Below are 11373 nucleotides of genomic sequence, written 5' to 3'. Positions count from 1 at the left end.
GCGGCAAGCCCTGGCGCTACGCCTCCAGCAGCCCGCGGTTCCGCAGCAGCGCATCCACCTGCGGCGGGCGGCCGCGGAAGGCGATGTACAGCTCCATCGGGTCCCTTGTGTCGCCAGCCTGGTAGATGTCCTTCAGCCGGGCCGACAGCGCCGGGTCGAAGGGGTCGCCGGCTTCCTCGAAGGCCTCGAAGGCATCGGCATCCAGCACCTCGGCCCACATGTAGGCGTAGTAGCCCGCGGCATAGCCGCCGCCGGCGAACAGATGCTGGAAATGCGGCGGGCGGTGGCGCAGGCCGATCGCCTCCGGCATGTCGATCCCGGCGAGGAATTCCCGCTCGAACGCCACCACGTCCAGCGCCTCGGGCTCCGGATGCGTGTGCAGGGCGAGGTCGATCAGCGCGGAGGACACGAATTCGACGGTGGCGAAGCCCTGGCCCTCGCGCCGCGCCGCGAGGATGGATTGCAGCAGTGCCTCCGGCAGCGCCTCGCCGGTCTCGTGGTGGCGGGCGTGTTCGCGCAGGATCTCCGGCACTTCCAGCCAATGCTCCAGCACCTGGCTCGGGAACTCCACGAAATCCGCCAGCACGGCGGTACCGGACTGGGAGGGATGCTTCGCGGTGCTCAGCAGCCCGTGCAGCGCGTGGCCGAATTCGTGGAACAGCGTCCGCGCCTCGTCGAAGGACAGCAAGGCGGGCGAGGATTTCGCGATGTTGTTGTTGTTGACGACGATCGGCGTCACCGGCCCGTCGAGGGATTCGCCGCTGCGGAAACTGCTCATCCAGGCGCCGGACTTCTTGCCGGGGCGGGCAAAGCTGTCGAGCAGGAACACGCCGCGATGCGCGCCGGCTTCGTCCTGCATGTCGAAGGCGCGGACATCCGGGTGGTAGACGGGAATGTCGGGCCGCTCGACGAAGCGCACGCCGAACAGCCGCCGCGCCGTGTCGAAGACGGCGCCCAGCATGCCCTCCAGCGCAAAATACGGCTTGGTCAGCGTCTCATCCACCGCATGGCGCGCGCGGCGGACCCGCTCGGCGTAGTGGCGCCAGTCCCAGGGCGCGATGGCGTGGCCTGCGAGCGCCTCCAGCTCCGCCCGCTCCGCCGCCGCGCGGCGCTTCGCGGGGTCCCAGACCTGGCGCAGCAGCGCGCCGGCGGCCTCCGGGTGCCGCGCCATGTTGTCGGCCAGGCGCCAGTCGGCGTAATCCGCATGGCCGAGCAGCCGCGCTCGTTCGCGCCGCAGCGCCAGGATTTCCCGGATCAGCACCGTGTTGTCGCGGGTGCCGGTGCCGCGGGCGACCCAGGCGCGCCAGGCCGCCTCGCGCAGGTCGCGGCGGGTGGAGAAGGTCAGGAAGGGCTCGATCGAGGAGCGCGACAGGGTGACGACGTGGCCCTCCACGCCGCGTTCCCGCGCGGATTCCCGCGCCGCCTCGATGGCGAAGTCCGGCAGGCCGTCCAGGTCATCGGCGGCCAGCGCCATCTGCCATTCATTCTCGTCGGCCAGCACGTTCTGGCCGAACTGCGTGTGCAGCACCGCCAGCCGGGTGGAGATCGAAGCCATCCGCTCCCGCCCCGCCGCATCCAGCGCGGCACCGCTGCGGCGCAGGCCGGATTCCAGCCGCACCAGCAGCCGGTCCTGGTCCGGCGCCAGGCCGAGCTCCTCCCGCCGCGCCAGCAGGTCGGACACCCGGGCGAACAGGCCGGGGTCCAGCGTGACCTCCGCCCGGTGGCGCGCCAGGCGCGGCGCGTAGTCGCGCTCGATTGCCTGCAGGGCCTCGGTCGCCTGGCTGGAGACCAGGTTGAAGAACACGGAGCGCACGCGGTCCAGCGTCCGGCCGCTGCGCTCCAGCGCCTCCACCGTATCGGCGTAGCTGGAGGGCGCGGCGGCGATGGCGGCGATCTCCGCACGCTGTTCCGCCATGCCCTGCTCGAAGGCGGGGGCGAAATGCTCGGCGCGGATCAGGTCGAAGGGCGGCACGCCGAAGGGCGTGGTCCAGGGGGTCAGCAGCGGGTTCTCGGTCATGCCTCCGAGATAGGGGCTCAGGCCGCCGCGGTCACGGCCTCCTCCGGCCCGTTCGGGTCGCCCGGCGTGGTTTCCCAGGCGAGCCCGACCAGCACCACGCTGCGCCGCCCGCCACGCTCCGCCCGGATCACCAGCGCGCCCTGTTCCTCCATGTAGGTCAGCAGCCGCCGGGCGCGGCCGATGGACCGGCTGCCATAGGCGCGCGCCAGCGTGGCGTCGGAGGGACAGGGCAGGCGTTCCAGCGCGGCGCGGGCCAGCAGCAGGAAGACGCCCTGCACATCATCCGGCAGCGCCTCCGCCCGCGCCACCGCCTGTGCCCAGTCGCTGCCCTCCGCGGCCTCGGCACCGATGCCGGCGCGCGCCGTGGTCAGCAGGCGGCGGAAGGCGGGGATGTCGATGGCGGGGCCCGTAACCTCCTCGATCCGGCAGCGCACCAAGAAATCCTGGTACAGCACGCTGGCCGGGCGGAACGGTGCGTCAGGCTCCGCCAGCACTTTCCGAAGTACAGCCGCCAGCCTGCGCCGCTGTTCCGCCTTTTCCTCGGCCGTCGGCGCCGCCACCGGCTCGGCCTGCGGCAGGGCCGGGCGATGCTGGGCGAGCTGCGCCAGGATGTCGGGCGTCGGCGGGCGCGGGGTGCGGCGCGGGACGCGGATCGCCTCGGGCTCGGAGGCCGCCAGGATCAGCCCGCGCGTTTCCGCCGCCGAGGCCAACGGCGGCGGCGGCACCAGCTTCGGCGCGGCGCTGCGCGAGCCGGTTTCCACCGCGCCGATGCGCAGCCGCAGCGGCCGGCGCGACAGGGCCGGGCCGAGCGCCACGAAATGCCCGCGCTCCAACTCGCGGAACACCTCCGCCTGCCGGCGCTCCATCCCCAGCAGGTCCGCCGCGCGGGCCATGTCGATGTCGAGGAAGGTACGGCCCATCATGAAGTTGGAGGCTTCGGCCGCGACGTTCTTGGCCAGCTTGGCCAGGCGCTGCGTCGCGATCACGCCCGCCAGCCCGCGCTTGCGGCCACGGCACATCAGGTTGGTCATGGCGCCGAGCGCGGCGCGGCGGGCCTCGTCGGAGGTTTCGCTTGCCGCGGCGGGGGCGAACAACTGCGCCTCGTCCACCACCACCATCACCGGGTTCCAGGCATCCCGGTCGACGTCGAACAGCCCGCCGAGGAAGGCGGCCGCCAGGCGAAGCTGCTGCTCCACCTCCACGCTTTCCAGGTTCAGCACGACGGAGACGCGGTGCCGCCGGACCCGTTCCGCCACCACCTGCAAGGCCGACTCGGTATGGTCCGCGGCGTCCACAACCAGGTGCCCGTGGCGGTCGGCCAGGGAGACGAAGTCGCCCTCCGGGTCCACCACCACCTGCTGCACCCAGGGCGCGCTCTGCTCCAGCAGCCGCCGCAGCAGATGCGACTTGCCGGAGCCGGAATTGCCCTGCACCAGCAGGCGGGTGGAGAGCAGTTCCTCGAGGTCCAGGGTGGCGGGGGTGCCGGAGGCGCTCAGGCCGATATCAATGGCGATGGTCATCAGGCCGGAGACCTAGCGGCAACCGCACGCCACCGGAAGTGGCGGCGACCGACGATCACCGCCCCAGGCTGGTTCCGACCGCCCGCATCCAGACCAGCACCGCCGCCGCCCCGCATCCGGCTGGCCCAGCGCCCGGTCGCCGAGATAGGCGGCGCGGCCGAGCCGGGGGCGCATGGTCCGCGTCGCCTCCTGCCCTGCCAGCGCCGCGGCCAGCGCGGCATCCCAGGCCGCGCCGGCGGGCAGGTGCCGCGCGGCGGCGAAGGCCTCGGCGGCCGGGTGCAGGGCGTCCAGCATGGTGCGGTCGCCCGGCCTGGCGCCACCCAGTTCCGCGATGGCCGCGACCGCTGCGCTGAAGGCGGCTTCCCACTCGGCGCGCCCTGGCGCGGGCTGGTCCAGCCGCCGGGACGCGGCCAGCAGCGCGGCGGCGTAGAACGGCCCGGAACTGCCGGCGATGGCCCGCCGCAGCGCCTGCGCCATGGCGGTGAGCGCGCTGGCCGGGGTGGCGAAGGCGGCCTCCGGCAAGGCGCGGATCGCCGCCGCGCCGCGCGCCATGGACAGGCCGAGGTCGCCATCCCCCGCATGGCTGTCGAGCGCCGTCAGCGCCGGCTCCTCCGCCTCCAGCGCCGCCGCCACGGCCAGCACCGCATGGCGCAGCGCCGGGGCCAGCGGGCCGGGCGCGGCGGCGGGCGGCGTGGCCTCCGCCGGTGGTGCCGACACCACCTGGCGCGGCGCCAGCATGCCACCGCCGGGCCAGGCCGGCGCCGAGGCGGGCGCATCCAGCCGCGCCAGCCGCGCCGCATCCAGCCGCATCAGGCTCAGCGAACAGCCGGTCATTTCCAGCGCCGTCATGAAGTTGCCCGCCCAGCCGCGCGGCACCACGATGCCGCGGGCGCGCAGCCCGGCCAGCGCGGCGCGGGCGACGATGGCCAGCTCCATCGGCGGCGTGCCGCCCAGCCCGTTGACCAGCAGCGCCACCTCATCCCCCGCGCCCAGCCCGGCATCCGCCACCAGCGTGTCCAGGATGGTGCCGACGATGGCATCGGCGGGCGCCATGGCGCTGCGGCGGACGCCCTGCTCGCCATGGATGCCGAGGCCCAGTTCCATCTCGTCCACGCCCAGCGTGAAGCCGGGCGTGCCAGCGGCCGGCACCGTGCAGGCGCCGAGTGCCACGCCCATGGACACCACCGCGGATGCCGCCGCCGCCGCCTCCGCCCGCACGTCGTCCAGCGCCAGGCCCGCCGCCGCCGCCGCGCCGGCCACCTTGTGGACCAGCGCGGTGCCGGCGATGCCGCGGCGCTGGCCGGGCTCCACCGTGTCGCGCAGCGCCGCGTCATCGGCGACCAGCACGACCTCGGTCGGGATGCCCTCGGCGGTCGCCAGCGCCGCGGCGAGGCCGAAATTCAGCCGGTCGCCGGTGTAGTTCTTCACCACCAGCAACGCCCCGCGCGGACCGGCGCTCGCGCGGATCGCGGCCACCACGGCATCGACGGAGGGCGAGGTGAAGACATCCCCGGCGATGGCGCCGGCCAGCATGCCCTCCCCGACATAGCCGGCATGGGCCGGTTCATGCCCGCTGCCGCCGCCGGACAGCACCGCGACCGGACGCCCCGCCGCCTCCGGCAGCCCGGCGCGGATCACCACATCCTCGGCATCGAGAAGCGCCAGGCCTGGGTCGAGGTCGGCCAGGCCTTCCAGCATCTCCCGCACCACACGGCGCGGATCGTTCACCAGCTTCTTCATGCGGTCCTCCACGCCGCCATCCTCGGCACTGCGCGAGGGGCGGGCAAGCTCAGCGCTCGCGGGTGGCGCGGGCCTGGCGAATGGCGGCGCGCAGCCCGGCATCGGCGCCGGCCAGGCGCTCCGCCTCGCCGAGCCAGCGCCGCGCATCGGGGGCCTCGCCACGTTCGGCGGCGCCGCGCCCGGCGCGGAGGTAGGCATCGGCCGCGGCGGCTGGCTGGCCCAGCCGTTCCAGCGCCGCACCCTCCGCCGCCAGGGCGCGGGACAGGCCGCGATAGTCCAGCGACTGCCGGCGCAGCTCGGCCGCCGTCACGGCATGGATCCGGGCGGTGGCGGCATCGCCACGCAGCAGGGCGGCGGCGGCCTCCAGCTCCACCGCATCGGCACGGAAGGCGATATCCGCCGGGGCGCCGATGGCGGCACGCGCGGCCACGACGCCGCGCAAATCCTGCCGCTGCGAGGCGATCAGGCCGAGCAGGAACTGCGCGCGCAAAGCGGCCTCCGCATTCTCCGCGCCGCGCCCGGCCACCTGGCGCGCCAGCGCCTCCGCCCGGGGCACCCGGCCGAGCCGGAACAGCGCCGTCGCCTCCGCCAGCAGCAGCCCGGCAGAGGCGCCGCGGCCGCGCCGGGCGAGGCCCACGCGGACCTCCTGCGCCACCGCCAACGCCGCCGCGGCATCGCCATGCGCGAGCGCCGAGGTGGCCTGGCCGAAGGCCATGGCATCGATCGCCGCGGCGTCGTCGCGTTCCCGCGCCCGCGACAGGGCGCGGGCGTAAAGACGCTCCGCCACCTGGGGCTGGTCCTGGTTCAGCGCATCGCGTGCGCTGTCCGCGGCGCGGTCCAGCACGCCGTCCGGCGGCGGGCCGGGCGGCGGCGCGCGGCCACCACAGGCGGACAGCATCGTGACCAGGACCAGCGCCGCCAGCCGTGTCACGGGCGCAGCCGTTCCACCATCGGCCGCGGCACGGCACCGGCCGAGACGCTGCGCACCTCCGCGCCACCACCGCCGCCGCCGAGCAGCCAGTGCCGACGAAGCTGCGCCAGCAGCAGTTCCATCTGCCGCGCCGCCTCCTGCGCCTGCACCATCACCGCCGGCAGGCTGTCGGTGCCGTCGCGGACATTGGCGGCGGCGCGCGGCAGCGCGGGGGTGGCGCGGGCGATGTCGGTCGTCGCGCGTTCGATCTGCGCCAGCGCGCGATCGGCGCGGGCCATCAGCGCCGGCAGCGAATTCGGCGCCGCGCGGCCGCCAGCGCCGGTGCCAGTCAGGCTGGCCGTCAGGGTCTGCACGTCGCGCGAAGCAGCCTCGATGTTCTGCATCAGCGTCGCGGCGCGCTGCGTCGCCTCCTCCGCGCGGCGCACCAGCGTGTCATCGGCCAGCAGGCGGCCCACCGTGCCCTCCCCGCGTTCCAGCCGCTGCGTCGCGGCGGCGAAGGCGGCGGTGCCGGTGCGCAATTCGTCCAGGATCGGGAAGACGCGCTTCTGCAACTCGTCCAGCAGGGCGCCCACGGTTTCCGTCGGCGCACGCTCGCTCGTCGCCTCGATGGTCGCCCAGTCCCAGTTCAGCGGTTGCCCCTCGCCGCGCTGGATATCGAGGAAGGCCGGGCCGGCGACGCCGAAGCGGCGGCGCACCACGGCGGTGGAATCCTGGCGGATGAAGGGCTTCGCCTGTTCCTCGATACGGAGTTCCGCATGGATGCGCTGGTTCGGGTCCACCACGATGCGGCGCACGGTGCCGGCGCGGATGCCGAGCACCTCCGCCTCCGCCCCCACCGACAGCCCGGCGACGCCTTCCTCCGGCAGCAGCACCGTCAGCGTCTCGCCGCTGGCGAACCACTCGCGGATCACGCCGCGCTGGAACAGGGCGCCGAAGAACAGGGCGAGCGCCAGGATCACCAGCAGCCCGACCCAGCGATCGGTGTGGCGCAGGCGGACGCGGTCTTCCCGCGTCATGGTGGTGCTCGACACAGCCCATCCTCCTCGAGTTCGAACCACTGCGTCGCCGGAAAGCCGGGTGTCTCCCAGGCACGACGGGACCGGGTGGACCAGATGGCGGCGGCGCCGCGCGCCCGTGCCGGCTCCAGCGCCTGCAACAGAGGGCCGGCCAGCCTATCCGCCGTCTCCCGGTCCAGCGGGCTTTCCAGCAGCACCAGCGCCGGTGCGCCGAGGAAGGCGCGCGCGCAGCCGGCCCGCGCCAGGTCTTCGCGCGACAGTTCCGCCGGATGCTCGATCGGCAGGCCGGGCAGGCCGAACAGCCGGGCCAGCGCCTCGGCCTCCTCGCGCAGAGATTTATCCGGGGTGTCGTCGTGGTGGCGGCGGGCCAGCAGCATGCCGTCCGCCACGCTGAGATGCGGCAGCCAGCCGCCATCGCCCGGCGCAAGGCCGATCCGGCCGCGCAGCGCCTGCGCCGGCTGCCGCGGCAGCGCCGCCCAATCCTCGCCCAGGAAGGCGACGCGCCCCGCCCGCAGCGGGATCAGACCGGTGCATAGCAGGGCCAGCGCGCGGGCCATCGCCGGATCCTCCGCCCGCACCAGCGCCAGATCCCCCGGCGCCAGGCGCAGCTCGACCGGCCCGCCGATCGGCGCGGCGCCCGGCTCAGGGCACGCGGCCTGGAGGTCCAGCACGGGCGCGCCGGCCGCCATCAGGTCGCCGCCACGCTGAGCAGCGCACTGGTGGCGAGGATGCCGAGGAAGCCGCGCACGAAGCCGCGCGGCAGCAGGTGAGAGGGGGTTTCAGCGCGAGTCGAGGACATGCCGGTGATGGCGCAGACCAGCGCGACCACCGCGCCCACCAGAACCAGCTTCACCGCGAACAGCGCGAATTCGGCGGTGTCGGTGGCGCCGAACAGGTTCACCAGCAGTTCGCGCGGCGTGACTTGTGACAGGCCGCCAAGCCAGCTCACCATGTAGCCGGTCGCCAATGCGACGCCGAGGAAGATGACGCCCAGCGTGAAGCAGGCGAGCGACAGCGCCACCACGCGCGGCAGCACCAGCAGCGCGAAGGGGTCGAGGCCCTGCGCCTCGAGCACGTCCAATTGGCCGGAGGCCTTGGTGGCGCCGAATTCCACCACCGTGACGGTGCCGCTGCGGCCGAGCAGAATCAGCCCGACCAGCACCGGCGTCACCTCCCGCACCAGGACCGCGGTCAGCAGGTTGCCGGTCAGGCCCTCCTGCCCCGCATAGCTGAGCCAGGTCAGCGTCTGGTGGACGATGCCCCAGCCGACGAGGCCGGCGGCAATGAGGACGGTGCCGAGGCCGCCGGCAATGGCCTGGCGCAGGGTGCGGCGGAATTCGGCGCGCAGCGTCCGGCGCCAGGTGCCGGGCCGGACGCCCTCCGACACCACGCCGAAGGCGAGCGCCGCGGTCGCCAGCAGCAGCAGCACGCCGCGGCGCACCGGCGCGCCGAGGCGCTCCAGAAGCAGCCAGACCAGGGCGGGTGGCGGTGCCTCACGGGACGGCGGCGTCGGATCCGGCTGCTGCCTGGGCGTGGCCGCCGCGGTGGGCCGGGGCGGGAATTGCAGGACCGGGCTCGCGCTGTCCCTTGCCGCCGGCGTCCGCTCGGGCGGCGCCTTCCGCGCCGGGGCGGGCCGTGCCTCCAGCATCGCCTCCTCCCTTGCCATCCCGCATCGTTCAGCGCCCTGCGCGGCAAAAAGTTTCCGCACCAGGGGCACCCGGGCGGCGGCGCCCGCGTTGCGCCACCGAACGACGGAGACCTTTGCACATGCCGGACAATCAGGGGGATGCCCGCCAGGGCGGCGGGGGATGGATGGTGGCGGCGGCCGCGCTGGCCGGATTGCTGGCCATCAACGCCAAGCGCGGCGGCCCGCAGCCGGTGCTGTCGCGCGCCCGCCGCGATGCCGCGCGCCGGCAGCGTCTGGGTCAGGACAGCAGCGAGAAACCCGCCGCCAAGGCTGGCGGCGAGGCTCAAGGTCGGGGACGCAATGCCACCACCCCGTCCGAAATCCCGGCGCGCGGCTGGTGGCAGGTGGCGAAGCGCACGCTGTCCCAGGCCAGCGAGGACCGGCTGCTGACGGAAGCTGCCGGCATCACCTTCTACACGCTGCTGGCGCTGTTCCCGGCGATCGCTGCGTTGGTGTCGCTGTATGCGCTGGTCGCCGACCCCGCCACCATCCAAGGGCACCTGGAGGCGCTGGGCGGCGTCATCCCCGGCGGCGGCATGGACATCATCAATGAACAGGTCAGCCGCGTGGCGGAGACCGCGAGCGGCACGCTGGGCTTCGGCGCCATCGCCGGCCTTCTGGTGTCGCTGTGGTCGGCCAACCAGGCGGCGAAGGCGGTCTTCGATGCGCTGAACGTGGTGTATGAGGAGGAGGAGAAGCGCAGCTTCATCAAGCTGACGGTGACGACGCTGCTGTTCACCCTGGGCTTCATCGTCTTCGCAATCCTGACCATGGTGGCGGTGGTCGCATTGCCGGTGGTGCTGGGCTTCGTCGGCCTCGGCGCGACGGTGGAGGCGCTGCTCGCCTATGGCCGCTGGCCGCTGCTGCTGCTGGTGGTCTCGCTGGTGCTGGCCTGCCTGTATCGCTGGGGGCCGAGCCGGGCCAAGGCGCGCTGGCGCTGGGTGACCTGGGGCAGCGCCTTCGCGGCGCTGTCCTGGCTTGGCGTCTCCGCCGCCTTCTCCTGGTACGTCTCCAATTTCGGCAGCTACAACGAGACCTACGGCTCGCTCGGCGCCGTCATCGGCTTCATGACCTGGATCTGGATCTCGGCCGCGGTGATCCTGCTGGGGGCGGAGGTGAACGCCGAGATGGAACACCAGACCGCCCGCGACACCACCACCCGCCCGGAACGCCCGATGGGCCAGCGCCAGGCGGAGATGGCGGATACGGTGGCTTCTTGAGGCCCTCAGGCGCCGGGCGCGGCCGTCCGGCGGCTTGTGTCTTGTTGATGGGCGTATGGTGGTGGGCGCCACCTGCTGGGGGCATGCCCCCAGCAGGTGGTCCGTCCGGGAGACCGATCCGCCGTGGGGAGGTCATGCTCCGTAGCCAAGCCGGGTTCCCCGAGCGGTGTCCTCAATGGCCCGAACAGTTGCACGGGGTGCCAGCCCCGCACGTGCAAGGATGGGGAATAGGGATGACCGACACAACACCGATCCTCGCCGTCGACGTCAGCAAAGATCGTCTCGACGGCTTTGCCCTCGACCGCGCTGAGGCCTTCAGCCTCGCCAATACACCCAGCGGCCACGCCGCGCTGACCAGGCGCGCAAAGGCAGGCCGCTACATCGTGGTCGTCGAGGCCAGCGGTGGCTATGAGCGCGCGCTCATAGCCACCTGCCTCCAGGCCGGCGTGGCGCTGCGTCTGCTCGACCCGCGTCGCGTCCGCCACTTCGCCCGCGCCTCCGGCCAATGGGTCAAAAACGACCGCCTCGATGCCCGCGTCATCGCCGCCTACGCCGCGGCCATCGCCGGGCCGCTCCATACACCCGACCCCGAGGCCGAGCGGCTGGCCGAGCTGGTCACCTATCGCCGACAGCTCCTCGACATCGAGACAACGCTCGCCAACCAGACCGAGCACCTCACCGATCCCGAACTCCGCCGTGACGCCAAGCTCCGGCTCAATGCACTCAAGCTGCGCCTCATCCGCCTCGACCAGCGCATCGAGGCCGCCATCGCCGCCTCCCCTAAGCTGACCCGCAAGGCCGAGATCCTGCGCTCTATTCCCGGCGTCGGTCCCGTCCTGTCCGCCACCCTCCTCGCCAGCCTGCCCGAACTCGGCCAACTCGGACGCCGCCAGATCGCCGCCCTCGTGGGCGTCGCCCCCATGGACAACAGCTCGGGAAGGCGACACGGCCCCCGCAGCATCTACGGCGGCCGACCTGCCATCCGCGCCACCCTCTACATGGCAGCCCTCGTCGCAGGACGCTTCAACGACACACTCGCCACATTCCGCGACAGGCTCCGCGCCGCCGGCAAAAAGCCAAAGGTCGCCATCGTCGCCGTCATGCGAAAGCTCCTCGTCCTGGCCAACGCCCTCATGCGAGACAACCGAACCTTCGCAAAACCATGAGACGGAAAGACAGTTGCTTGGCTCGCCGCATAGGCGGCGGGCCGCGTTCGCGGCCTCGGACCGCTGGGCGGTCCGC

The 11373-nt window shown here is 73.5% G+C and carries 9 protein-coding genes; 2 read left to right on the top strand and 7 right to left on the bottom strand.

All coding sequences use genetic code 11. The annotated features are described in order from the left end of the window. Positions 1-16 precede the first annotated feature (16 nt). Genes ACFHPP_RS23770 through ACFHPP_RS23740 form a run of 7 tightly spaced genes read right to left on the bottom strand, consistent with a single transcriptional unit; the run spans position 17 to position 8890 of the window. Entirely contained in the window at positions 17-2017 is a 2001-nt protein-coding gene (locus ACFHPP_RS23770) for a M3 family metallopeptidase (protein ID WP_437165724.1), read from the bottom strand. A gap of 17 nt (positions 2018-2034) precedes the next feature. After that, the gene (locus tag ACFHPP_RS23765; RefSeq protein ID WP_437165723.1) at positions 2035-3537 is read right to left on the bottom strand and encodes a helicase HerA domain-containing protein; all 1503 of its coding nucleotides are present in this window, start codon (positions 3535-3537) and stop codon (positions 2035-2037) included. 12 nt (positions 3538-3549) lie between these two features. Next, the gene (locus ACFHPP_RS23760) at positions 3550-5289 is read right to left on the bottom strand and encodes a dihydroxyacetone kinase family protein (protein WP_437165722.1); all 1740 of its coding nucleotides are present in this window, start codon (positions 5287-5289) and stop codon (positions 3550-3552) included. 37 nt (positions 5290-5326) lie between these two features. Next, positions 5327-6208 (bottom strand): hypothetical protein, encoded by an 882-nt coding sequence (locus ACFHPP_RS23755; RefSeq protein WP_437165721.1) that lies wholly within the window; start codon positions 6206-6208, stop codon positions 5327-5329. After that, entirely contained in the window at positions 6205-7239 is a 1035-nt protein-coding gene (locus tag ACFHPP_RS23750; protein WP_437165720.1) for an MlaD family protein, read from the bottom strand. Before ACFHPP_RS23750 ends, ACFHPP_RS23755 begins: the two co-directional genes overlap by 4 nt. Continuing rightward, complete coding sequence (locus ACFHPP_RS23745; protein ID WP_437165719.1) at positions 7221-7913, bottom strand: ABC transporter ATP-binding protein; 693 nt, start codon at positions 7911-7913, stop codon at positions 7221-7223. Before ACFHPP_RS23745 ends, ACFHPP_RS23750 begins: the two co-directional genes overlap by 19 nt. Beyond that, on the bottom strand, positions 7913-8890 hold the full coding sequence (locus ACFHPP_RS23740; RefSeq protein ID WP_437165718.1) for an ABC transporter permease: 978 nt from the start codon (positions 8888-8890) through the stop codon (positions 7913-7915). Before ACFHPP_RS23740 ends, ACFHPP_RS23745 begins: the two co-directional genes overlap by 1 nt. 101 nt (positions 8891-8991) lie before the next feature. Between ACFHPP_RS23740 and ACFHPP_RS23735 the strand changes: the two genes are divergently transcribed. Together ACFHPP_RS23735 and ACFHPP_RS23730 are read left to right on the top strand one after the other, a co-directional pair. Next, positions 8992-10131 (top strand): YihY/virulence factor BrkB family protein, encoded by a 1140-nt coding sequence (locus tag ACFHPP_RS23735; protein WP_437165717.1) that lies wholly within the window; start codon positions 8992-8994, stop codon positions 10129-10131. Positions 10132-10364: 233 nt separating this feature from the next. After that, positions 10365-11297, top strand: coding sequence for an IS110 family transposase (locus ACFHPP_RS23730; RefSeq protein WP_437165716.1), 933 nt, complete (start codon positions 10365-10367; stop codon positions 11295-11297). The last annotated feature ends 76 nt before the right edge of the window (positions 11298-11373 follow it).

This window comes from Falsiroseomonas sp. E2-1-a20, assembly GCF_051433195.1.
Classification (GTDB): Bacteria; Pseudomonadota; Alphaproteobacteria; order Acetobacterales; family Acetobacteraceae; genus Falsiroseomonas.
Note: the sequence above shows the minus strand (reverse complement) of the source record. Positions and strands in the feature narration are given on the sequence as shown.